This is a genomic window from Aquirhabdus sp. (assembly GCF_046462495.1).
GTDB lineage: Bacteria > Pseudomonadota > Gammaproteobacteria > Pseudomonadales > Moraxellaceae > Aquirhabdus.
Genome location: NZ_JBKGVE010000002.1, coordinates 1 through 24967, shown reverse-complemented (window position 1 = coordinate 24967; position 24967 = coordinate 1). Strand labels below are relative to the sequence as shown.

Below are 24967 nucleotides of genomic sequence, written 5' to 3'. Positions count from 1 at the left end.
TTGATTAAAAAGAGTGCGAACGGATGGTAATGACTAGAAGTTAAAGGCAGATTCGGATTGGATCTTGTAGCTCTTGACCATCCAGATAGACTTTATTGCCCAGTAAGGCAATACGTCCTGCAGCAATCCAGGCCACGACTAAGGGATAGAGATGATGCTCAAGCTCTTGTACTTCTTGTGTTAAAGTCTCGAGAGTATCATTTGGCGCCACATGAGTTATAGCCTGAGCAATGATTGCACCAGCATCAAGCTCAGCAGTGACAAAGTGTATGGAACATCCATGCATTTTGTCACCCGTGGCAAGCACTCGAGCATGCGTATGCAACCCACGATAGGCTGGAAGCAGTGATGGGTGAATGTTAATCATTTGCCCACTGAAGCGATTAACAAATGCAGGGGTGAGAACCCGCATAAAACCAGCCAGCACAATAAGTCCCACCTGCCACTCTTGTAGAACACGACTCATCTCCGCCTCAAAGGCGGCGCGATCAGGATACTTCCGATGATCAATCACTTGCGTCGGAATATTAGCTAAACGTGCACGCTCTAGCGCATAAGCATGCGGTACATTGCTAATCACGCCAACAATTTCTGCCCGAATTCGCCCCGTTTGACAGGAATCAATCAGGGCCTGCAGATTACTGCCATTACCAGAAACGAGTACAACAATTCTGTTGGTCAAATGAGGTTCACTCGAATTTGATCACTAGCATCAACAGTAGATGCGGCATCAGCTTCAATGTGCCCCATGACCCAAGCTTTTTCACCAGCAGCAGTCAGTTGATCAAGGGTGGTTTGCACATCGGCTTCAGCAACCACAACAATCATCCCAACACCGCAATTGAATGTGCGATACATTTCGTAAGTATCGACGTTGCCTTTGGCTTGTAACCAGCTAAATAAAGCCGGCCATTCCCAAGACTTGGTATCAACGACCGCACGTGTACCATTCGGTAATACGCGAGGGAGGTTACCTGGCAGACCACCACCAGTGATATGTGCCATCGCATGAATATCGACGTTTTTTGCCAGTTGTAATAGATTTTTAACATAGATACGGGTAGGGGTCATGACGACATCTGCAAGGGGTTTCCCTCCAACTGGCTCGTCTAATGCGGCACCACTAAATTCGATAATCTTACGAATTAATGAATAACCGTTTGAATGTGCACCACTTGAGGCTAAACCAATCAGCACATCGCCCGCTTTAACTTTTTTGCCATCGATGATGTTGTCGTGCTCGACTACGCCAACTGAAAATCCAGCCAAGTCGTAATCTTCACCTTCGTACATGCCAGGCATTTCGGCAGTTTCTCCGCCAACAAGTGCACAGCCAGCTTGCAGGCATCCTTCACCAATTCCGGTCACGACATTAGCGGCGACATCGACATTCAAATGACCCGTCGCATAATAGTCTAAGAAGAAAAGAGGTTCAGCACCACATACGAGAAGATCGTTAACGCACATCGCGACTAAGTCGATACCAATGGTGTCGTGACGATTTAATTGTAATGCAAGGCGGAGTTTTGTGCCCACGCCGTCAGTGCCTGAAACGAGTACAGGCTCATTGTAGCCTTTAGGGATGCGACACAACGCTCCAAAACCGCCCAAACCACCCATGACTTCTGGACGCATGGTCCGCTTTGCAACGGATTTGATGCGATCGACCAGATGGTCGCCTGCTTCAATATCGACCCCCGCATCTTTGTAGCTCAGTGAGGTAGAGCCTGTTGTTGATGTATCTTGAGGTAAAATAGGGGTTGATGTTGTCATAGCAAGCTCTCCACATAAGCCCGCAGATTATACTGTGAATGTGAGTCAGATTACGTCATTAGGATGAGTTTTTTGCATATAACTGCTTGAACTTTGTTCAATGCACAATCTCTCGTCATTTAATCCTACTGTTTTGGTGATTCAGAGAGAGGTTAAAAGCCTTATATTATTTATGCGGAATTGCTCATTTCTAGCGTATTGCGATTGATTCAATATCAAAAAACCATGGTAAAGTTGACGATATTTTCTTAAAAACTTCTTTTTTTTTATCATATTATTATAAAATTTCAAAAATTTACGCAGAATTTTAATCACGCAATGGTAAAGTCCATTTATCTTGCATAAGTGGTTTTGGTCGCTAAGGAGTTCACCCTCAAAGTGATTTGCTGTAAAAATCAGCCTGCAAAAATATAGACAACTATGCTCAACAATAGAGGAATTAACGATGGATTTATTTGTGCGGCGTGGCTTATCGCTCGTTAGTATTGTTGGGCTATTTTATATTTTAGGGTTGTTAATCGCACAGCTATTCCCTATTCTGATGCCGTTTCTGGCGGCCATAGTTATTGCCTATTTATTCAACCCTTTAGTCGAACTGCTGACGCGCTGGGTTCATATTCCAAGGTGGCTTGCGATTGCTTTGGTTTTTTTGACAATTACGATTACCGCTGTAGTCGTACTTTGGTTTTTAGTCCCTTTAGTTTGGGAGCAGGTTTTATACGCAAGGGCTAATATTCCAAATGCAATTCAATGGCTTAATTTTACACTTCGTCCATGGATACAACATACCTTTCATATTGAAACGAGTCGTATCAATTTGAATGTTGTCACAACATGGATGACGAATTATCTACAAACGCATTATAGTTTTGATGATACCCAACAGATGCTGACTCGAATTGCACAGTCGGGCATGAGCATTATTAGCGTACTCAGCCTCATTGTCCTTGTTCCTATTGTGACGTTTTATCTTTTGCTGGACTGGAAAGCAATGTTAGAGCGATTGCATCGCTTAATCCCACGCCGTATTGAACCTCGAACTGTTCAAATTTTACATGAGTGCGATCAGGTTCTGGGATCCTTTGTCAAAGGTCAGTTGCTAGTCATGATCTTGTTGGGGATTGTTTATGCCGTGGGCCTACAATTGATCGGAATTTCTGTTGGCTTGATCATTGGTATTGTTGCAGGTCTTTTAAGTATTATTCCGTATATGGGTTTCGCGGTTGGTATTTTCTCTGCGGCAATTGCCTGTTTATTTCAGTACGGCTTTGCATGGCAAAATCTGGCATTGGTCGGCATTGTATTCATGGTCGGGCAAGTGATAGAGGGCTATATTTTACAGCCTTTTCTACTGGGTGATCGAATTGGGCTTTCCCCAGTCGCTGTTATTTTTGCGGTACTTGCGGGTGCTCAGTTGGGTGGTGTCATTGGGATGTTGATTGCATTGCCAGTGGCGGCACTACTTGTGGTCTTAATGCGTCATTTGCATGAATTTTATGAAACGACGGAGTTTTATTCAGCATCTTATCCAATAACACTTGCAGATAGTTTTACCGAACCCTCTACAGTGCGCTATGATTTACCTACTGAAACTAACGATGCTCCTAACTTGAACTCTGATCAACAATCACCGCAAAACACGACCGTAAATCTGACAAAAACGACTGCGAGTAGCCAAACTGATGATCCGACAACACGTCAGTCGACTTCTTCACCGCGGAAAGATTAAATGCGTCAGTTGAATCTTGCAATAGATGTACGTTCCGATGCGCGGATTAGTGATTTTGCAGGGCCAGGGTGGGCGAGTGTAATCGATGCTACGCGTCAACTCCACGCTGGTTTACTTTCTAGATGCTTTATTCACGGCGTGGCTGACACAGGTAAAACTCACTTGCTTTCAGCCATTTGCGAGTCCTACTTAGATGTGGGGCGTACAGCAATCCAGGTGTCACTGATCGAACTGGTCCATGCGCCAACTGAAGTGTTACAAGCACTTGAGTCATTCGATTTGGTTGCACTTGATGATTTAGATGCTGTAGTCGGTATGCCTCACTGGGAAGAAGCCATCTATCATTTGATTAATCGCAGTGAGCAACGCCAGTTGGTTTTTGTTGCACGCAGCCCCGCTACGCATTTACCAATTGGCTTACCGGACTTACAGTCACGTCTGGCGCAGGCAGCAAGTTTTGGGTTGCCAGTCGGGGATAATGTCGATGATCGTCGAGCATTGTTGTTTGCAGTACTTAAGCGTAATGGCTGGCAGTTTGATCCGGCAATTACAGAACATTTAATTGAGCATGGCTCACATCGCCCGGGTCTAATGCTCAAAACACTTGCAAAATTTAAACCTCTTTTTCAAGCCCAGAGACGAAAACCAAGTTTGGCGTTAATTCGTCAGACGATGGCGATGATTGATCAAGACTTGATTGACCAAAATGGCGAAGTGTAGTGCGAACATGCTACGTCTATCGGGTTGTATAGGCGTTACGGCGAAGTTTACCGAAAAACACTTGTTAGACATGATGTGCTATGTAGTAAGATGAGCCGGATTGTAGCAAGGTTGGCTTTCTGTATCGAATGCTGATAAAAAATAATACTGTTATATAGAGTATTGTTGTTGAGGTGACTGCGTGAAGCAGGAATGAGTATCACAAGAAAAGTGTTATATGGATACACAAAATACGCAAATCTGGAGTGCGCGTTTTATGATTAAACGTTTAATAAGTATCGGTTTACTATGCTTTGCTTTCGAAGCGCACGCTAGTATCAATGTCACAACGACAGTCGATGAAAACAATACCAACACCAGTGCCTGTTCGCTTAGAGAAGCGATCACAATGACCAACAGCGCTGATCCAAGTAAAGGGATTGGTGGATGTACAAATTCTGACACAACGTCTGTCATCATTTTGACTGCAAAGAATACCTATACCTTAAACGATGCATTAATCATCAGTAAGCCAGTAACGCTACAGAGCACGATGACTGGAGATGTTAATAATTCAGCGGGTACAAGCAACCCAGTTATTCAAGCGGTTGGAAACCATCGTATTTTATGTATTAAAAATACTCCTAGTACCGTGGGATGTGATACTGACACCCCCGTATCCGCATCGACAACACCAATCACTATTGCTATCAGTGATGTGGACTTAAAAGGGTGTGGCAATACTAATATTTGCGATACCAAAGGCGGTATCATCTACAATCAAGCGAAGCTCACACTGCAAAACTCACGCTTATACAATGGTGGTGCGACTTTAGGCGGGGCAATTTACAACGAGAACGTGGGTACGGTATCTGCGACGACCGTTGAGTTGCATGATAATACTGCTCAGCAAGGCGCTGCTTTTTATAGTGTGTCACCGAGTTTTGCCATCGCACAATCATTGATCCGTGCCAATACCACGAATCCAAGTTCTGGCTTTGCGCTCTATACAGAAATTTCAGATCCAAAGTCGGGCAATAACGCCGCATCAGTATCAAGCTCTACAATTTATAATAACAACGCCAATGCGGCCAATGTGGTTTCAGGCTTAGGACTTTACAACGTCACGATTGTGAATAATCAAGGCGGTATTACCTTAAATGCGGCAGCATACAGTGCTGTAGTCAATAGTATTATTGGTGGTAACCGTGGAGGAGCAGATTGTACTTTTGTAGCAGGTGATATAACGCCGATTACCTATACGCTCTATACCAACACCTGTGATGCTAATGGGACAATTGGTAATGCAGTTGATGGCAATGGAAAACCGACAGGCAAAAAAGATCCTGGGGATACCAGTAAGAAGCTGTCTAATCAGGGCGACGAAACTTTGATGGCACCTGGCGCTGAAGGCTCTGTTTGTTCCTTACCGCCAAATCCAGGCTTGTTATGTGCATTTAGAACGCCAACAGGTCAGTTTAATGGATTTTTACTACCGCGTTTATTATTGTCCTATAAGTCACTGGCTGATTCACCCATCGTAAATAAAGGCAGCTCTAACTGCAGTGGCATGGATCAACGCGGGCAAACACGGAGCCTGTGTGACATTGGGGCGATTGAACTGGTCATTCCTGCAGGTAATGCGCAAACCAATGGTCAGGATATTGTCTATGGTCAAACAGCAACAATGGATCTCAGTACAGTATTGGGAGATGGTCAATTAATCCCCTATGGCTTGTGCGCTAGTTTGTATCCGAATTCCATACCTGCGACCGGCCAGTGGCTAGACGGCTGCGTGCGCTACAGTGTATTACCTGCAAAAGGTAATGTCAGCTTCTCAGCGAAAGACAGTAATGAAATCTATCAACCAACGAGTGACTATCATGGTTATGATAAGTTCACGTTTGATATCACAACGACAACCAGCTACTTCTCAGAGGCTGCAAATAATAAAATTATCACCTTAACAACGACGATCGTCCAATCGCCACCAGCAGGACTGGAAAGTAAAACGGTTGGCGGTGGTGGCAGTTTAGGTGTGTTTGGTGTATTTGCTTTGATGGGGCTTGCAATGCGCCGTCGTCTGACAGGAGGTCAGCTATGATTCGTCGTATATCATTACCATTAATGGGGTTATTGTTGAGTTTGGCTTGTGGAGCTGCGCAGGCAGCGACGATTGTTGTGAATACAACCAGCGATGAAAATGGTGAAAATCCAAACGCATGTTCACTTCGAGAAGCAATCAAGGCCAGTACACTGAAACAAGCTTACGGCGGCTGTACTGCAGGTCAGTTGTACTATACGGATACGATTCAACTGGCTGCAAATGCTACCTATACTCTGACACAGGGAGAACTTGTGATTGCCAGTGATATGAACATCAATGGCGATCCCGCTACAGATCCTTATTCACTAGACCCGATCTCAGGTCTTTCACCGAAGCGTTTACCAGTGACGACCACGATTGTCGCTGCAAATGGTCAACGGATATTTAACTCCTTAGTCAGTGCAAGCCCGATTAATTTAAACAATCTCAATCTTAAAGGCGGCACCGCTGATCTGGGTGGCGCCATATTGGCTGGCGGCACAGTAGGTTTGTATCGCGTTAACATTAGCGGTGCAAATGCAACTTCACAGGGTGGTGCAATTTATTTATCCGGTGTTCAAGCCACTGTAACGGCAACATCCTCTTCATTTACTGGAAATAATGCACCGCAAGGGGCTGTTTTTAGCATGAGTTGTATGGATAACCTCGGTTATGCGGTCCGTACAGTAACATTGAATCAGGTGAGTATTACAGGCAATGGATCGAGCAGTAGTGCCAATACTATGGATTTCTGTGGTCAGCCAACGATTGCAATTTCGGCATCCACTATTTCTCAAAATACAGCGTCAAATACCAGTGTAGATGCTTCATTGCAGCCGGCAGTGCTTCGTATGATTGGTGGTCAAAATACTCGACTTTCTCCTGCAAGTACTATGAATTTGGTCAGTAATACGATTACTGAGAATCATACTCCAGTCACTCTTGCATATAATTATCCCGGTGGTTTGTCATTGACCAACAACTTCCTGGCATATAACGATGCATTAGATTGCCAATATGTGGGATTACCAGATCCAACAACAACTTCATCTGCGACATATAACCTGTTAACAGGTAGTTCTACAACCGGAACAACGAATAGCTGCCAGCTCTACCGCGCAGCTGCGACAACGACCAGCAATACTGAGACCAATCTTTATCCAAGTGGCACCCAATCACGGACCAGCTTTTTATATCCACTTGGTCTCTATGGCGGTTCTGACTTATCGGGATATTTACCGATTCCAGTTAATAATCCTCTGATCATGCATGCTGGCGCGCTTGTTGCAAACTGTGGCAGTACAGATCAACGTGGCTTAAAGCGCGGAAGTGGTACTCGATTAAATCAGTCGTTAAGCTCCCAAAATATTAAATGTGATGTAGGCGCCTTAGAGTATTCAATTTTAACGGTTAACGACGATCAAAATGGTGCGAATACTTCTTATAACGTTGTCATCAGTCAAACGGTGAATACGACAGGTTTAACCCAAGCTCAAATCGATAAAGCCAACGCTCAAATTAAATCTTACCTAGATGCTTATAAGGCAAGCTATCGTTATCGTGAAGTTGTTATGGATGTCGTCGCTAATGACAGCGGCCAAGAGACATTAAATGGCAATACGAGTACTTTGGGATTGTTGAACGATCCTGATATATACACGATCACGCCATTTAGCACTGATCCTAATATCTTGTGTACGTGGGAGCCGACCATGAAACAGCTCATTGCGAGTCGTATCGATGGCACGACGACACCTGGTGGTAGTAAAGACGAATGCCAATATACAGCGACCAACAAACTGACTGGAGCTACACCCGCTGAGCCAGCTACAGTTAGCTTTACTGTTTCAAATATTGCACCGATCGCTAAGGATGATAAATATACTTTAACGTTTGGTACCAAAAGTATCCCGTTAGATATTCTGGCAAATGATAGCGATGATGGTGATGGCCCGTTTGAAAAGAGTCCAAACGCTAAAGCTGGTAAACCATGGTGGTATCTGCTTAAGACCGTGATTGATCCATCCAAGCCAGCAACGGATGGTAGTAACGGAAGTATTAATAATATTAAATACACGCCGCTTAATATCCGGATTGTGACACAGCCAACTCAAGGAACCATCGTGCCTGAGTTTCAAGGTCCATGTCCCGATAACAACGTCAATACTGCTCAAACGACGTGTTACGGTGGAACCATGACCTATGTAAATAACAATCTATTTTCCCCGTTTAATGATAGCTTCACATATCAAGTGTTAGATTCCGATCTTACAGCATCAAATACAGCTTTGGTGACCATCACCAATACCGCAACGACTACGGATGTCACGAAGTCTGGCGGTGGTAGTATTGGATTCGGTGCAATATTCGGTATGCTGTCATTAGTCTTGATGCGTCGCCGCTTATTGGCACATGGAGATTAAAAGACAAGGACTATTGTTGTAATTTATTGCGCGTACTTGGGGGATATAACCAGAGCTGATAGTATGGTTATATCCCCCTTCGTTCTTTGGACTTTTAGGTATATATATGTTGTTTCTAAATCGATTATCCCCTCGTTTTTCATCTAAACAACTCACACATCATGTGCTTGCGCTATGTCTAGGTACAGTTGGAGTAGTTTCTACGCCGTTAGTGTGGGCTGACGCTGAGGTTTCTGTACCTGAAAATGTTATTGTTCTAGGGATTGATGGTCAGGAAACAGGCAATACTGGTTTCTTTGGTACCAAACATACAAGTTATCGTCTGCCAGCAGGTGAGCATACGATTACCGCGCGCTATGATCGTTTGTTTCCACTGGGTGAAGACCATGACGTTGTTCGCTCAAAAGGAGTGACGATTCGTACCGTTTTGGCTGACCAGCAAGTATACACATTAGGTTGGCAACCCGAACCCGATACACATGAAGAAGCATTGGCATTTGTAAAACAGCCGACACTCATTATTAAAGCCTCAAATGGTCAAGTCGTTGCATCCCAGAAGGGTTTGAAGATGCAAAGTACATCTGTGATTGCAAGTGTAATGCAGGGTGTCAATAATTTAACGACAGGTTCAACCACACCTGCTGGAACGACGTTAGATCGTTTACAAACATTGTGGGATCAGGCGACGACTGAACAGCGCAAGCAGTTTAAAACGTGGATTGATCAGCAAGCCAATAAATAGATTACTTTTAATCTTTCTAAAAAAGACTTCCTATAGTGGAAGTCTTTTTTATTGGTCTCGTCAGAAGATTGGTATTTGTATATGCTTAAATTGACGTATTGGAAAGTTTTTTTACCTTGTCTGGCGGTTTATGATCATCGTACAGATAAGAACAGATATAATCGTCACATTCTCATATGATTGTTTGAAATACATGAGGCCAGCGCCTTTTTTGATTAGCTTTGAGTGGAGAGATGAATGAACATTAACATGCTGATGCAGCAAGCACAGAAAATGCAAAAAGATATGGAAGCAAAGGTCAAGAAGACCAAAGAAGAATTAGCCAAAACCGAAGTCCAAGCGGAGTCGGGTGGTGGTCTGGTAAAAGTCACCATGACAGCACGGTTTGTGGTTAAGCGAATCCAAATCGATCCAGAATTACTCAAAGATGATGCAGACATGATCGAAGATTTGATTGCGGCGGCAATCAATGATGCCGTTCGCCAAGCTGAGGCTATTTCAGAGGCAAAATTGAATGCGACAACGGCAGGCACTGGTCTACCACCAGGTCTGGGTGGCATGTTCGGTTAATTTAGATATTGGTCATTGAAGAGTAGTTTAAGACGCACATATGTTTAGTCCAAAGTTTGATGAACTGGTTCAGCGTTTACGCATACTACCCGGTGTTGGGCCTAAATCTGCCCAGCGGATCGCCTTGCAATTACTGGCAAGAAATCGCACAGGCGCACAGGCATTAGCACATGCCTTAAATGACGCAGTGCTCCATATTCAACATTGTACCGTTTGTCGATCTTTGGCTGAATCTGATATCTGTGATATTTGTGCATCTACTCAGCGTGATCAAACATTATTATGTGTTGTGGAGTCTGCTGCGGATGTTGCAGCGATTGAACATAGTGGTGGTTTTCGAGGACGTTATTTCGTTTTGGGTGGGCATTTATCACCTTTGGACGGCATTGGTCCAGATGAGATTGGCATTCCCCTATTAATGTCGCGCCTAAAAGCTGAACCTATTGAAGAGTTGATCCTTGCAACGAACGCAACGGTTGAAGGGCAGGCCACTGCACATTACTTGCAAGCTGCTTGGCAATCCTTAAGTCAACTTGAGTCAACTTCTGTAAGTGGACGGAAAATACCACTTAAAATTACACGTATTGCTCAAGGTGTGCCGCAAGGTGGAGAGCTAGAATATGTCGATAGTCATACTTTAAGCCAAGCATTGCAATATCGCTTAACGGTGCGTTAATAGATTATTTTTTAAAGTATTTTGTTTTAAATAATTGTATTATAATGTTTTAATCTAGTTGGACCTAATGCTATTTAAGTGTCCGAATTTGGTTTTTGTTGTCTGTAGTCATTTTGGGTAGGCGCTATGTTTGAATATTTGACTGAACAAAGTCAGTTGGGTGAGCTATATACTCAAATGGCACATACTGATACGTATGCGCTTGATACAGAGTTTATTAAAACGAATACGCTATGGCCTTACCTGGGTCTATTGCAAATCAATGTGAATGAGAAAATCTATTTGCTTGATGGGCAGAGTTTGGATCTCACCGATCTTTGGCTATTGGTTTTTAATGCACGTCAGAACATTTTTCATGCTTGCGGTGAGGATTTAGATCTCATTCATCATTATGCAAATCAGAAACCTTTGGATAATATTTTTGATACTCAAGTCGGATTATCATTTCTCGGTTTTGGTTTACAGTTAGGGTATCAGCAAGCATTACAGCAAATTTTGGGTATCCATGTCGATAAAGGAGAAACCCGTTCAGATTGGTTGGCTAGGCCGTTGCGTCCTGAACAACTGCAATATGCTGCAAATGACGTCATTCATTTATCAGCATTAGCCAAACAGATCCAATCTGATTTAAGTCAGCGGGGATTGCTTGATGCAGCGATTGAAGACTGTGTGAACTATGCCCGTGAGGTGGCAACCGATACCGAACTGTCGCAGATCTATCTGGATGTTGCTACCTTTAGGCACAATCGCCGACAGTTGGTCCAGTTACAACAACTTTGTGTATGGCGAGAGCAAATAGCCCGTGCGACTAATCAGCCCCGTAGCTTTATTCTAAAAAATAGTACTTTGTTAGATTTGGTTGATCAACAACCTACCAGTATGTTTCAGTTTGGCAAAATTAAAGACATGAAGCCGAATGTGATTCGTGAGCATGGCAAAACTATTTTAGATTTGATTCGATTCCTGCCTGATGAGTCGCTTTGGCCTATGCGAATTCATCGCGCTTATCGTCACAAAGACACGGATCTTATCGACCAAATCAATGCTTTCACTGCACAGATCAGTGTTGAGACTCAAGTCCCTGTAGATGTGCTTTTACGAAAAAAATGGCTATCGACCCTATTTAGTCATATTGCCAAGAATGGGAGTGAGGCTGACTTACCCAATCATTTGCTGGGATGGCGTTATGAGGTATTAACACGTCCAATTTTAGAGTTACTTCATCAACAAAAAGAAATTATTGCTGTTGAAATGGCACCAATTGAATGATGGTCATAGGCGTCTAAACCCATATTGCGTTTTAAAACGATTTCTAAACTGAACAGTCAACCGCGAAGTTGCATTGTTAGTGTATTCTTAGCCTTTAATTTCAAGATAGATCCATAACTGCCATGCATTGTGATATTTATAGAGCCAGTACGCGCGAAGGAATGTATTTGTACATTGCCGTTGATCCAACCAAAGCTTTGATTGAGCCACGTGTTGAACCGAAAGAGGATCCATTCGCTCAAGTATCTGATTCGTTGAAACGTGCATTTGGACGTCCCACCTTTGTGATGCGACTACATTTAACACCTGAACGTAAGCTCGCACGTGTTCCTGTTCTGGATGTTATCGAATCATTGACGCGTCAGGGCTATTATTTGCAGCTTCCTCCTGAAGGTTTAATTTCTCCCAATGCGGTAGAGCCTGAAGGTCTACGCGGCGCGTAATATTGTTTTTAAAGCTTGGGGCTTAGGTATGAATAGTAATGCAGAATATTGGTTAGCTGTCACCGTTTACTTGGTCGGTAGCGTATTAGCTCTGTGGTTATGGCATAAAGTTGTTAGGCCATTACCTCGTCCGATCGCGGGCATGAGCTGGATGATACTATTTGCTTTACTGCTGTCACCTACCGTGACAGAAGGGACAAATGGCCAAATTGCACCTGCCATTATTGGTCTTATTTTTGGTGTAATCAGTAAAAGCCGAGAGCTGATTCTATCGAGTTTATTGCCAATGTTATTAGTTTTGGGCCTAGGATTTCTGATTGGCTTCTTAATTCAGCGTTTGCGTAGTATGCGCCCAGAGATGAATTGAACGACACGGTAATTGATAAATCTGGCCTGTCGAATTGTTTTAACATATTGAGTAAGTACGGAATATTTCTATGACACAGTTAAGTCAGTTTCATGATGCGCAAAATCAATCTTTTGAAAGTACATCAAGCTATATCGCGACTGAAGCTTTAAAGCAGGCAGTAAATGCTGCACGCATGCTACAAAAGCCATTATTGATCAAGGGTGAGCCGGGTACAGGTAAGACACTACTAGCAGAACAAGTCTCAACAAGTCTCGGGATGAACCTTATCACTTGGAATATCAAGTCCACGACTAAAGCACAACAAGGCTTGTATGAGTATGACGCAGTGTCCCGTCTACGTGATAGTCAACTGGGTGATGATAAAGTCTACGACATTAAGAACTACATTAAGCCCGGTAAGCTGTGGGAAGCCTTCACAGCACCAGAACGGGTTGTTTTGTTGATTGATGAAATTGATAAAGCGGATATCGAATTTCCAAATGACCTCTTGCATGAACTGGATCGCATGTCATTTTATGTCTATGAAACGGGCGAAACCATCCATGCGATTAATCGTCCTGTAGTCATCATTACCTCAAATAATGAAAAAGAATTACCGGATGCATTCTTACGTCGTTGTTTCTTTCATTATATTGATTTTCCAGATGAAAAAACCATGCGTCAAATTATTGATGTGCACTTTCCTGAAATTCGTGAAACGCTAGTCAGTGAAGCATTACAAATTTTCTTTAAATTGCGCCAAGTTGCTGGCTTGAAAAAGCCGCCTTCTACAAGTGAATTGATTGATTGGTTGACGCTGTTGATGGCTGATGATTTACCAGAAGAAGTTTTGCGAAATCGCGATCCGAAAACCGCGATTCCACCGCTGCATGGTGCATTGATTAAAAATGAACAAGATGTGCGTTTGCTTGAACGATTGGCATTTATGACTCGTCGTTAAATGTAGCGCCGCCCTTCTTTTTACAGGGGCGGCAAGTCATGCGACATTACAGTTTTATTATCAATAAGTTTCCCCTTTGACAAAGGGAGTTTCAAGGATTCATCTCCATGTTTGTCAATTTATTCTTTACCCTAAAAAAATATGGCGTTCCAGTCAGTACAACTGAATTACTGGACTTGAATGCAGCCTTACAAGCTGGAGTTGTATTTGCTGACCGTGAAGAACTCTATCGTTTGATTCGTCTGTGCATGGTGAAAGACGAGCGTCATTTTGACAAGTTTGACCGAGCGATGAAGGCTTATTTTGACGGCATTGATTCCTACGACATTGAAAGTGTGCTTGGCAATTTAGCTAATATTCCTAAAGAGTGGTTGAACCTAGAGCTTCTAGAAAAAAATCTGACCCCTGAACAGCGTGCAGAACTTGAAAAAGCGGGCTCTTTAGAAGAGCTCATGAAAAAGCTCGAAGAACGATTGCGTGAACAACATAAGAAGCATCAGGGCGGCAATAAAATGATTGGCACGGGTGGCACTTCGCCATTTGGCGCATTCGGAGACCATCCTGAAGGTGTACGCATTGGTGGTCCATCTCGTAAAAAATCAGCGGTTAAAGTCTGGGAGCAGCGCCAATACCAGAATCTTGACGATCAGCAAATTTTAGGCACTCGGCAGATGCAGATCGCGCTACGTCGCTTGCGGCGTTTTGCACGTCAAGGTGCGGCAGAGGAGTTGGATATTCGGGGAACCATCGATTCAACCGCACGCCAGGGCATGCTTGATATTCAGCTCATTCCTGAACGCCGTAATCGGGTCAAAGTGCTCATGCTCTTTGATATCGGGGGGTCTATGGATGCCTATATTGAGCAGTGCGAAAAGTTATTTAGTGCGGCTAAATCGGAATTTAAAACCCTCGAATTTTTTTACTTTCATAATTGTTTATATGATTATGTTTGGAAAGACAATGTACGTCGATCAACAAGTCGTATGGAGACTTGGGAGTTGTTACGAACGTATGGCAAGGATTACCGCGTAATTTTTGTGGGTGATGCGAGTATGGCACCCTATGAGCTAATGAGCGAAGGCGGATCGGTTGAGTATACCAATAGTGAAGCCGGCATTACTTGGCTTCAGCGAGTACGTCAGCATTTCAGCAAAACTGCGTGGCTAAATCCTGAAGACGATAGCTATTGGCATTACACGCAAACCGTCGCTGCAATTAAGCAAATATTTGAAGATAAAATGTATCCGATGACCTTAAAAGGGATTGAGGATATGACTCGCTTTTTAGCGCGTTGATTCCCCTAATGCGATCGTCCATCGTAGTGTTGAACTGGAATAGAGTCTAAGTCAATCTCTTCGAGGCAGCGAATATTAATCGCTGCCATCGCTTTTCCTTTCGGATCACTCCCTTCACCAAAAGGATGAATCCCACATACTGCGCAAAATTGATGTTTGATCACATGCTTATTAAAGAGATATGTGCTGATGTCTTGTTCTGGTGTTAGTAATTTTAGCTGCTCTCTCGGTACAAACCATAATAAAGAGCCCTTTCGAGCGCATATAGAGCAATTACAAGCGATAACGCCTTTAATTTCGCCTTCTACCTCAAAGGCGACTTTGCCGCAATGGCAGCTTCCCGTGTACTTCATCTCAAATCCCCTTTAGAAAGTTTACGGCAATATCGAAGACTCTACAGCACAAAAGTGAATATGTGAAGTGTTCGCTTTAGTCTGGATGTTATTGACGAAAGTCATTACTTCAAAGGTAAAAATATATCGATAACCGCTTCAGTTTCAGGCACATCAGGGAAAAATTTGATGCGTTGCAAAAAGATAGGAAAGTCTCTTAATTCCTCTCCACTGCTGGGTAACCAGATTGCGTATAGATTATGAATCGTTTGTCTTAATAAATCATCTGAGCCTATATGACGTAATACAGCACATCGTCCGCTAGGGATTGTTTTGCTGACTATGCCTGTGGGATCATCCTTAATGAGCATATTTGTTTCGACACCGATATCTATGCGATAGAGTGCCGCCTCAATTTCAGGATCTTCGTACAGAATATTGAACGTTTTACTGAGGCTAGGTGCTAACTGATGTTGTTTCCGCCACGCAATGAAACGTCTTATCGATTGGCCAAGTAACTGCGGATCGCCATGATGTTCAAGAACAGCGATTTGAGTTTCAGGAAAATTAATAATTTGAACCTGTAGAGTTTGTTCTAGGGTTGTCATGCACATAATTCTGATGTCGTCTAAAGATTTGAAGGTGGCGTGCCAATCTTTCCAATGGGGTTGTTTTCGAAACTCAGTAGGGGATTGTCCCAATGTTTTCTTAAAAGCACGGGAGAATGATTCCGGCCCCTCATAGCTACTTTCCAATGCGATATTAATCACTGGATTTTGGATGCGAAATGCGAGTTGGTACGATGCTCTTTTTAGCCTTGTCAACTGAATATATTTATAGACACTGATTCCAAATAGCTCTGAAAATTGTCGATGAAAGTGAAATTTTGAAAAAAACGCAACCTGACTCAGTAAATCTACCGTCAAGTCGTTATCTACGTGGTTATCGATGTAGTCGAGTACTCTTTGGAATCGAAAAAGATAGTTTTCTTCAGAGGTTGGAATCATTCAAAAATCCTCATTGGTGAAAACGAGATTACCAAGACGAGGTAATGAATACTTGATAGAAGTTGCTTTATGAAAGGCTAAGATGGTGTGACAGTAGAGCTACCCACATACCCAATGCGACAATACATTTGCAAGATTATGGATAATAACCGCAATCCAAATCGAACCTGTGCGCTCTTTAATCCATAATAACAATGCGCCCATGATACCTGTTATGACGCTAACCAAGGTGCTGAGTAGGAACGGAGCTCCTGAGTTTGCGACCTCTATACCGTGGGCTAAACCAAAAATAATCACAATTGGGATAGCCCCCCAGCCGATAGCGATCCCTGCTATTTTCCATGGTTTACCAAAGGCAGCAGTAAGTGTCGTAAGCAAGATTCCGCGAAAAAGAAGTTCTTCGTCAATACCTGGTAATGTTGCTTCAAAAAGGATTGTTTCAACGGATGGTTTAGCACATTGGTGGGAGATGATCAGTGGAATCAGTGCGCTACAGGTGACAAAGAAAAACAATGTGAATATCGATACAAGAAGGGTTGAACTCCATTCTGGAGGATGGGGCCATTGCCAAAGTCCCACGTTGTTTTTAATGTGCTGAGGTAGTGCAAAATAGATGAGGCATAGTGTGCCGATAGACGTAATTTTGCCTAGCCAATTCCATTCCAGCTTTAAAAACAATACAGATAATGTAGGCGTATGAAAGAGTACGATGAAATAGATCAACAATATGGTAAAGGCCAATAAAGATAAAAGCCAAGTTCTTAAGCTTCTCCATTGACCACTCATGCATATAGCAAGAACGAGAGTTAGTCCAAAAGCAAGACTCACGAATTGAGTCATATTAAGGCATTCATTAAAAAGAAGGTTTAACCACAACGAGAATAACAATAGCAATCAATGCGAAGACGGGTAACTCGTTGAACCAGCGAAAATAGACATGTGACTTAATCAGAGGGTTACCAATTAACGCCTTTCTGAAATGGCCACAAGCAAAGTGATAACCCGTCAAAAGTAAAACTAAAGTGAGTTTGGCATGCATCCAATGCTGGCTAAGGTAGTAATCACGCCCCAGCCATAACATCCATAGACCAAGCCCCCATGTCGCGATCATCGCGGGGGTCATGATGCCACGATAAAGTTTGCGTTCCATCACCTCAAAACGCTTGATGCTGATTTCATCGGTACTTTGGGCATGGTAAACAAAGAGGCGAGGCAAATAAAACATCGCCGCAAACCAGCAAACGACTGCGACGATGTGAAAGGCTTTAATCCACAATAACAACACGAAGGTTTATTCCTCGTAGCGTTTTAAGATGAGGCTGGCATTTGTACCACCAAAACCAAAGCTATTGGATAAAATAGCATTCAGTTTTGCCGGGCGTGCGGTTTGCACAATATCAATGCCTTCGGCTTCGGGAATTAACTCAGTAATATTGATGGAAGGTGCAATAAAATCATTTTCCATCATCAGTAGACAATAGATGGCTTCTTGCACACCCGCAGCACCGAGACTGTGGCCGCTCATCGATTTGGTTGAGCTGATCGGTGGTGCTTTATCGCCAAATACTTCACGAATGGCTCTGAGTTCTGCACCATCACCTGCAGGTGTTGATGTGCCATGCGTATTTAAATAATCAATCTGTGTAACATCGTGCTGGGCGGCCATATCCAGGGCCATTTGCATACAACGCACGGCACCTTCGCCACTTGGAGCAACCATATCGAGGCCATCTGACGTCGCGCCATAGCCAACAATTTCAGCGAGAATCTTGGCGCCGCGTGCTTTTGCATGATCTAGCGCTTCAACAACAACTACACCGCCACCACCAGCACTGACGAACCCGTCATGATCAACAGAGTAGGGACGTGAGGCCTTCTCAGGTGTATCGTTGTACTTGGTGCTCATGGCACCCATAGCATCAAACAAAATAGATTGCGACCAATGTTCTTCCTCACCACCACCTGCAAACACAATATCTTGCTTGCCCAGTTGAATGAGCTCCATCGCATGACCGATACAGTGTGCTGAAGTTGCACAGGCTGAACAGATCGCGTAGTTGACACCTTTTAATTTGAGTCCGGTCGCAATAGCGGCAGAAACAGTGCTGGTCATCGTACGAGGAACATTGTATGGGCCCACTTTACGTAGCCCACCTTCACGAACGTTATCTGCTGCAGCAACGATAGAGGCTGTAGATGATCCTCCCGATCCTGCAAGTACACCACATCGAGGATTTCCTGCAACATCTTCAAGTGTGAGTCCGGCGTCTTCAACGGCGGATAGTGCGGACAGGAAGCCAAACGTTGAGGCTTCTGCTAAAAAACGTTTTAATTTTCGTTCAATGATTGAATCATCGTATTCGGGTTTGCCACTAACATGACATTTCATTCCGATATCAACATAGCTTTGGTTGAAGCGAATGCCTGATTTTCCTGTACGTAGCGAATCAGTGACCGTTGCACGATCATTGCCAAGACACGATACTATTCCCATTCCAGTAATCACTACACGACGCATGTATATTCCCCAAACTATGCATTATATCTAAAACAAGTAGCCCACATGAGTGCGACATTTTGCTTTTACTTCGACATCTGCCAACGAAAAAATATCTATTAAAACCGTTCAAAAATCAGTATTAACAAATACACCACAGCGTAAATCTTTAGCAGTATAGATCAGTTTATCATCGACATACATTTCACCATCTGCGATGGCTAAGCATAAACTGCGCTCAATAACCCGCTTCATGTGTAAATGATAGCGTACCTTGTGATGCTTCGGCAGTACTTGACCTGTGAACTTGACTTCACCCACACCTAAAGCACGTCCACGACCTAAGTTGCCACGCCAGCCCAAGTAAAAACCTAAAAGTTGCCACATTGCATCAAGACCTAAACAACCCGGCATCACTGGATCGGTGGGAAAGTGGCATTGAAAAAACCATAGTTCAGGGTTAATGTCGAGCTCGGCAATCAGCTCGCCTTTATCATATGATCCACCAATATCAGCGATATGAGTTATGCGATCTAACATCAGCATAGGTGGCATAGGAAGCCGTGCGTTAGTAACTCCAAACAACTTTCCTTCTGCGCAGTCGATCAGGTCTGCTTTATCATACGAGGCGCGGCGCATCATTGCTCCATGAGTGGTGAAACATCATTCTTTTGTCAGTGATATTTTTAATCTATCATTAACTTTCAAGTATGGCATGAAAAGATGAACATCATGTTAAGGACGTTCGTATCTATTTATGCTGCAATAAAATATATGTTCTAGCTCAAATAAATCTAATTATGACAGTATTTATAGCACATTTATGGCTTGGAAATAGTGGCTAGAAATGCCTGAAAGTGACCCCTCAGTTTGGTAGATGTTTTGTAACGACATGATTTATTGGCAGCATTATGGCATTTCTAAATCATGTAAAGTTTGTTTAATCAAGCTGTATAGCGCACGTTAATTAAAAACCTAAGTCATATATTTTGGGTACAATACGAGTTCAACAACTAAAAATGATCAAGCTAGAGAGGGAATATTTTTATGGATAAAGCATGGTATTCCAATACATTGAAAGATCGCATCACGAATCAAGCCAAAAAAGTTGCTGAAAGCGGTGACCGTCTTTTAAATCAGCTTTCTGAAAGTCAACGTCGTCAGCGCTTTAATGGTGAGCTGCCTCCGATAGAAGTGGATGCACGGGACGTCTTTAAACAACAATTGCCTACGCTCACAAAGCAGCTAGTAGGCTCGCGCTTTAATGGCATTGCTAAATATATTGCTCCGTTGATTCCTATTGATTCACTGGAGTCTTTTGCAGATCAAGTGTTTGAACAAGCCGCTACTTTTACGAGTCATACCAGCGGTGTACAGCGCATTGCAAAGCGTGCAGGTGTCGATGATATCTTTGAGCTGCGGACTGGTGATGTCGCACGGTGTGATGCACTGGTTCAATCCGTACTCGAAGAAAATCGCATCGTTGCTTTAGCAGAAGGCGGAGTGACGGGTGCTACAGGGGTAATCGGCGCCATGATTGATTTACCTTTAGCATTATTACTGTCTCTAAGAACTGTTTATCAAATCGCCCATTGTTATGGATTTGATATGCAAGGTGAGCAAGGTCGCACTCTAGCTTATGAAGCGTTAAAGCAGTCCGATCTTGAACTTTTAGCGGATAAACAGGGTGTACTCTTAGCTTTGGCGGGCATGCGGACTATTTTAGAGTCTGGTGATCTACGTGGTGTTGAGAAACTTGTAGGTGGTGGTCCTGAGATTGAGGCAGCCGGTGGGTTCATTGGTGAGTTTACTAAAAATCTCAATCTGCGTGTACCTGCACGCTGGTTATCAAGAACGATGCCTGTTGTAACAGGCGCGGCAGGTGCAACTTATAATGCACGTTTGGTTGCGAGTGTGGCATTGAGTGCGCAAAATACATTCCGAGCTGCGCGGACGAGCGGAGAGAAGTCAGCACGAGTACAACGCATCGCAGCAAGTTTGGCGGAGGATCGTGCTGAAAATAATGATCTGGATTGATCGTAAAATGACATCCTATGGCGTATCAGTTATTGATGCGCCTGTTTTCGATTTTCTAAAAATAATTCATACAAATAAAGATTCAGTTTTTACAACAAAGCGCTTCACTTTCTTGACCATTTCCTTTCGTTGATTTAGAATATGTAGCCCTCAAAAAGGGGTATGTCCTTTTTGAGGTTTTTTATTCACGGGAGAGTTTGAGTGGCAACCACTAACCAATTGATTCGCAAGGGTCGTAGCAGTTTGACTGAAAAGTCTAAAGTGCCGGCACTTAAAGCGTGTCCACAACGTCGCGGCGTTTGTACACGTGTTTATACCACTACACCAAAAAAACCTAACTCAGCAATGCGTAAAGTTTGCCGTGTACGTTTGACTTCAGGCTTTGAAGTATCAAGCTATATCGGTGGTGAAGGTCACAACCTGCAAGAGCATAGTGTTGTATTGATCCGTGGTGGTCGTGTTAAAGACTTACCAGGTGTGCGTTATCACACCGTACGCGGCTCACTTGACTGTGCTGGCGTAAAAGGTCGTATGCAATCACGCTCAAAATATGGCGCAAAACGTCCTAAGAAATAAGCTATAGGCTGATTAATCAGCAATAGTTCTGTAATGAAGCACTGTTTTTACGAATTTGATTTTTGATGTAAATGCTTTTTGAGTGTTTTTTAAAAGTTGAAGGTTGTGACAGAGCATGTAGTAAGGCCAGCGAACCGCGCAGCAAGACACCATGCGCAATCTGCTGGGTATCCCTGAAGTGTCATAAAAGGTTTGTATCATGCCAAGACGTCGTTCCGTCGTTGCCCGTCAAATTCTGCCTGATCCTAAATTCGGCAGCCAGACAGTGGCAAAATTCATCAACCATGTAATGGAAGATGGTAAAAAATCAGTAGCAGAAGGTATCGTTTACGGTGCATTGCTGCGTATTAACGAAAAAGCAAAGACCGATCCGGTTGAATTTTTTGAGAATACCCTTGAAAAAGTTCGCCCAATGGTCGAAGTAAAAGCACGCCGTGTTGGTGGTGCAACTTACCAAGTACCTATGGAAGTACGTCCCTCCCGTCGTACAGCCCTAGCAATGCGCTGGTTGGTTGAAGCTGCTGTTAAGCGTTCAGAAAAAACCATGGCTCTGCGCCTTGCAGGCGAGCTGTTGGATGCTGCTGAAGGCAAAGGTACTGCTATGAAGAAACGCGACGACGTGCATCGCATGGCGGAAGCGAACAAGGCTTTCTCGCACTATCGTTTCTAACGGGTGCGTTGCTTTTAAGGTTTGCATTTTAAAGAACCGCCGCTTTTCAAGTAAACGTTGCTCTCCGCAGCGTTTATTTTTTAAGTGGATTAAACAGGTTGTTGAAAAAAAATCGGTCATTTAGGACTGTTAATTTTTCAAATAGCCCCCAATTAACTTCCATTGGTTTAGAGGCCAAAGCAGGAGAGTATGATGCGTGTAGCTTGCTTACGTTTTGTCATAAACGTTGCACTGTTAGCCAGTGGGAGATTTGCGGGTATTCAGCGTGCCTAAACTAATCTAAAGATTAGTTTTGCTGCAGATCACTGCAGCCTGTTTATACTTTTTTGTACAATCGAATCAAATTGAATCATTAAGAAAGCACTTAGGAACACATCATGGCACGCGTAACCCCCCTAGAACACTACCGCAATATCGGTATTTCCGCGCACATTGACGCGGGTAAAACAACCACGACTGAACGTGTGTTGTATTACACAGGCGTAAGCCACAAGATTGGTGAAGTGCACGAAGGTGCAGCAACCATGGACTGGATGGAACAAGAGCAAGAACGTGGTATTACCATTACTTCTGCAGCAACAACTTGTTTCTGGTCTGGTATGGCAAACAACTTTGCTAAACACCGCATCAACATCATCGATACACCAGGACACGTTGACTTCACGATCGAAGTTGAACGTTCAATGCGTGTGTTGGATGGCGCATGTATGGTGTATTGCGCAGTTGGCGGCGTACAGCCACAGTCTGAAACTGTTTGGCGTCAAGCGAACAAATATAAAGTTCCACGTATTGCGTTCGTAAATAAAATGGACCGTACTGGTGCGAACTTCTTCCGTGCTGTTGAACAAATGAAAACACGTTTAGGTGCGAATCCAGTACCTATCGCTATTCCAATTGGCGCAGAAGACACCTTTGAAGGTATCGTTGACTTAGTCAAGATGAAAGCGATCATCTGGGATGAAGCATCACAAGGAATGAAGTTCGAATACGGTGAAATCCCAGCGAACTTGGTTGATGTTGCTAATGAATGGCGCGAAAAAATGATCGAATCAGCCGCTGAAGCGTCTGAAGATCTGATGAATGAATACTTGGAAAACGGTGATTTGACCGAAGACCAAATTCACGAAGCACTGCGTATTCGTACCATCAACTGTGAAATCCAGCCAATGCTTTGTGGTTCTGCATTTAAGAATAAAGGTGTTCAAGCGATGCTTGACGCAGTTATTCGTTATTTGCCAGCACCAGGCGACGTTGAAGCCATCAAAGGTATCCTTGATGACAAAGACGAAACCATTGGCGAACGTAAAGCGTCTGATGATGAGCCATTTGCAGCACTTGCGTTCAAAATCATGAACGATAAGTTTGTAGGTTCTTTGACCTTTATTCGCGTTTACTCTGGTGTTCTAAAAGCAGGTTCTGCAGTTTGGAACCCTGTAAAAATGAAGAAAGAGCGTGTTGGCCGTATCGTATTGATGCATGCTAATGACCGCGAAGATGTTGAAGAAATCCGCGCAGGTGATATTGCTGCGGTTGCGGGCTTAAAAGACGTAACCACTGGTGATACTTTGTGTGATGAAGACCACATCATTACGCTTGAGCGTATGGTGTTCCCAGAGCCAGTTATTTCTCTTGCTGTTGAGCCTAAAACTAAGGCCGACCAAGAAAAAATGGGTATTGCTTTGGGTCGCTTGGCAAAAGAAGATCCATCATTCCGTGTATGGACTGATGAAGAATCAAGCCAAACCATCATCGCAGGTATGGGTGAGCTTCACTTAGAAATTCTCGTTGACCGTATGAAACGTGAATTTGGTGTTGAAGCGAACATCGGTAAACCACAGGTTGCTTATCGTGAAACGATCCGCAAAACCGTAGAACAAGAAGGCAAGTTCGTTCGTCAAACTGGTGGTCGTGGTAAATTTGGTCACGTTTACCTACGTATTGAGCCGCTTGACACTGAAATCGCAAACTATGAGTATGCGGTTGAAGTTGTTGGTGGTACTGTGCCGAAAGAATTCTTTGGTGCGGTTGATAAAGGTATTCAAGAACGCATGAAGAACGGTATTCTTGCGGGCTATCCAGTTGTTGGTATCAAGGCTGTATTGTTCGACGGTTCATACCATGATGTCGACTCCGACGAATTGTCGTTTAAAATGGCTGGTTCGATGGCGTTCCGTCAAGGCTTCATGAAAGCGGATCCAGTACTTCTTGAGCCAATCATGAAAGTTGAAGTTGAAACCCCAGAAGATTACATGGGTGACATCATGGGTGACTTAAACCGTCGCCGCGGTGTGATTCAAGGTATGGATGATCTTCCTGGTGGAACTAAACAAATTCGTGTGGAAGTTCCACTGTCGGAAATGTTTGGTTATGCAACGTCAATGCGCTCTATGTCGCAAGGTCGTGCAACATACTCAATGGAGTTTGTTAAGTACTCTGAAACTCCACGCAACGTAGCTGATGGTATCATCGCGAAATTTGCGTCGGGCGGTAAGAAGGGTGCAGAAGACGAAGAGTAAGTTGGATTGTGATGTGGCTTTCTAGTGTTTGATAGCATGTTTCTATTGAAATGTTAGAAAGCCGCGTTACACTACGGCATGCTCTGACTCACGTCAGCTTAACCTGATTATTTATCTAATAGTTAAATTGCTTAACGAATCATTTTTGATGAGTTAATGAAAAAAGGAAGAATATTATGGCCAAGGCCAAGTTTGAACGTAACAAGCCGCACGTTAACGTCGGCACCATCGGTCACGTTGACCATGGTAAAACCACACTGACTGCTGCAATCAGCTTGAACTGTGCAAAAGCTTACGGCGGTGACGTCAAAGCATTG

General features: G+C 43.5%; 25 protein-coding genes. 17 read left to right on the top strand and 8 right to left on the bottom strand.

The features are described from left to right. Window positions 1–40: 40 nt before the first annotated feature. Both purN and purM read right to left on the bottom strand, forming a co-directional pair. Window positions 41–682, bottom strand: coding sequence for a phosphoribosylglycinamide formyltransferase (gene purN / locus ACLHG7_RS00305; protein WP_410209104.1), 642 nt, complete (start codon window positions 680–682; stop codon window positions 41–43). Further along, complete coding sequence (gene purM, locus ACLHG7_RS00300; RefSeq protein WP_410209103.1) at window positions 679–1773, bottom strand: phosphoribosylformylglycinamidine cyclo-ligase; 1095 nt, start codon at window positions 1771–1773, stop codon at window positions 679–681. Before purM ends, purN begins: the two co-directional genes overlap by 4 nt. A 445-nt stretch (window positions 1774–2218) precedes the next feature. Between purM and ACLHG7_RS00295 the strand changes: the two genes are divergently transcribed. The 12 genes from ACLHG7_RS00295 (at window position 2219) to ACLHG7_RS00240 (ending at window position 15015) form a co-directional block, all read left to right on the top strand. Next, window positions 2219–3502, top strand: a complete 1284-nt coding sequence (locus ACLHG7_RS00295) for an AI-2E family transporter (protein WP_410209102.1) — start codon at window positions 2219–2221, stop codon at window positions 3500–3502. After that, a complete protein-coding gene (locus tag ACLHG7_RS00290; RefSeq protein ID WP_410209101.1) occupies window positions 3503–4222 on the top strand; it encodes a DnaA regulatory inactivator Hda in 720 nt (239 codons plus the stop codon). Window positions 4223–4439: 217 nt separating this feature from the next. Then, on the top strand, window positions 4440–6305 hold the full coding sequence (rbtA, locus tag ACLHG7_RS00285; protein WP_410209100.1) for a rhombotarget A: 1866 nt from the start codon (window positions 4440–4442) through the stop codon (window positions 6303–6305). Beyond that, window positions 6302–8710: a CSLREA domain-containing protein gene (locus tag ACLHG7_RS00280; protein ID WP_410209099.1), complete on the top strand. Its 2409-nt coding sequence runs from the start codon at window positions 6302–6304 to the stop codon at window positions 8708–8710. Before rbtA ends, ACLHG7_RS00280 begins: the two co-directional genes overlap by 4 nt. A 106-nt stretch (window positions 8711–8816) precedes the next feature. After that, on the top strand, window positions 8817–9452 hold the full coding sequence (locus ACLHG7_RS00275; RefSeq protein WP_410209098.1) for a DUF2057 family protein: 636 nt from the start codon (window positions 8817–8819) through the stop codon (window positions 9450–9452). A 237-nt stretch (window positions 9453–9689) separates the two neighbouring features. Then, on the top strand, window positions 9690–10022 hold the full coding sequence (locus ACLHG7_RS00270) for a YbaB/EbfC family nucleoid-associated protein (protein ID WP_114898949.1): 333 nt from the start codon (window positions 9690–9692) through the stop codon (window positions 10020–10022). A gap of 40 nt (window positions 10023–10062) precedes the next feature. Then, window positions 10063–10698 (top strand): recombination mediator RecR, encoded by a 636-nt coding sequence (gene recR, locus ACLHG7_RS00265; protein ID WP_410209097.1) that lies wholly within the window; start codon window positions 10063–10065, stop codon window positions 10696–10698. 126 nt (window positions 10699–10824) lie between these two features. After that, window positions 10825–11967 carry a ribonuclease D gene (locus ACLHG7_RS00260; protein ID WP_410209096.1) on the top strand — a complete coding sequence of 381 codons (1143 nt, stop codon included), beginning with the start codon at window positions 10825–10827 and terminating at the stop codon, window positions 11965–11967. Window positions 11968–12089: 122 nt separating this feature from the next. Beyond that, window positions 12090–12410, top strand: coding sequence for a YcgL domain-containing protein (locus ACLHG7_RS00255; protein WP_410209095.1), 321 nt, complete (start codon window positions 12090–12092; stop codon window positions 12408–12410). Between the two features lie 28 nt (window positions 12411–12438). Next, window positions 12439–12777, top strand: coding sequence for a hypothetical protein (locus tag ACLHG7_RS00250; protein WP_410209094.1), 339 nt, complete (start codon window positions 12439–12441; stop codon window positions 12775–12777). A 70-nt stretch (window positions 12778–12847) separates the two neighbouring features. Then, a complete protein-coding gene (locus ACLHG7_RS00245) occupies window positions 12848–13720 on the top strand; it encodes an AAA family ATPase (RefSeq protein ID WP_410209093.1) in 873 nt (290 codons plus the stop codon). Window positions 13721–13827: 107 nt separating this feature from the next. Next, a complete protein-coding gene (locus ACLHG7_RS00240; RefSeq protein WP_410209092.1) occupies window positions 13828–15015 on the top strand; it encodes a vWA domain-containing protein in 1188 nt (395 codons plus the stop codon). A gap of 5 nt (window positions 15016–15020) precedes the next feature. On the opposite strand, the gene ACLHG7_RS00235 is transcribed toward ACLHG7_RS00240, so the two are convergent. The 6 genes from ACLHG7_RS00235 to fabA all read right to left on the bottom strand — a co-directional run bounded on the left by ACLHG7_RS00235 (window position 15021) and on the right by fabA (window position 19493). Then, the gene (locus ACLHG7_RS00235; protein WP_410209091.1) at window positions 15021–15368 is read right to left on the bottom strand and encodes a GFA family protein; all 348 of its coding nucleotides are present in this window, start codon (window positions 15366–15368) and stop codon (window positions 15021–15023) included. 104 nt (window positions 15369–15472) lie between these two features. Further along, the gene (locus tag ACLHG7_RS00230) at window positions 15473–16354 is read right to left on the bottom strand and encodes a GyrI-like domain-containing protein (protein WP_410209090.1); all 882 of its coding nucleotides are present in this window, start codon (window positions 16352–16354) and stop codon (window positions 15473–15475) included. A gap of 99 nt (window positions 16355–16453) precedes the next feature. Beyond that, a complete protein-coding gene (locus tag ACLHG7_RS00225; RefSeq protein ID WP_410209089.1) occupies window positions 16454–17194 on the bottom strand; it encodes a CPBP family intramembrane glutamic endopeptidase in 741 nt (246 codons plus the stop codon). Between the two features lie 13 nt (window positions 17195–17207). Then, window positions 17208–17639: a protoporphyrinogen oxidase HemJ gene (gene hemJ, locus ACLHG7_RS00220; RefSeq protein ID WP_410209088.1), complete on the bottom strand. Its 432-nt coding sequence runs from the start codon at window positions 17637–17639 to the stop codon at window positions 17208–17210. A gap of 6 nt (window positions 17640–17645) precedes the next feature. Further along, window positions 17646–18872, bottom strand: a complete 1227-nt coding sequence (gene fabB / locus ACLHG7_RS00215) for a beta-ketoacyl-ACP synthase I (RefSeq protein WP_410209087.1) — start codon at window positions 18870–18872, stop codon at window positions 17646–17648. Between the two features lie 108 nt (window positions 18873–18980). Continuing rightward, a complete protein-coding gene (gene fabA / locus ACLHG7_RS00210; RefSeq protein ID WP_114898937.1) occupies window positions 18981–19493 on the bottom strand; it encodes a bifunctional 3-hydroxydecanoyl-ACP dehydratase/trans-2-decenoyl-ACP isomerase in 513 nt (170 codons plus the stop codon). Window positions 19494–19898: 405 nt separating this feature from the next. On the opposite strand from fabA, the gene ACLHG7_RS00205 reads away from it, so the two are divergent. The 5 genes from ACLHG7_RS00205 to ACLHG7_RS00185 all read left to right on the top strand — a co-directional run. Beyond that, on the top strand, window positions 19899–20888 hold the full coding sequence (locus tag ACLHG7_RS00205; RefSeq protein WP_410209086.1) for an EcsC family protein: 990 nt from the start codon (window positions 19899–19901) through the stop codon (window positions 20886–20888). A gap of 201 nt (window positions 20889–21089) precedes the next feature. Further along, a complete protein-coding gene (gene rpsL / locus ACLHG7_RS00200; protein WP_114898935.1) occupies window positions 21090–21464 on the top strand; it encodes a 30S ribosomal protein S12 in 375 nt (124 codons plus the stop codon). Window positions 21465–21663: 199 nt separating this feature from the next. Further along, window positions 21664–22134 carry a 30S ribosomal protein S7 gene (rpsG, locus tag ACLHG7_RS00195; RefSeq protein WP_114898934.1) on the top strand — a complete coding sequence of 157 codons (471 nt, stop codon included), beginning with the start codon at window positions 21664–21666 and terminating at the stop codon, window positions 22132–22134. A 377-nt stretch (window positions 22135–22511) separates the two neighbouring features. Continuing rightward, complete coding sequence (gene fusA, locus ACLHG7_RS00190) at window positions 22512–24650, top strand: elongation factor G (protein WP_410209085.1); 2139 nt, start codon at window positions 22512–22514, stop codon at window positions 24648–24650. A 176-nt stretch (window positions 24651–24826) separates the two neighbouring features. Beyond that, a partial coding sequence (locus tag ACLHG7_RS00185) for a GTP-binding protein (RefSeq protein ID WP_410209084.1) occupies window positions 24827–24967 on the top strand: 141 nt, incomplete at its 3' end.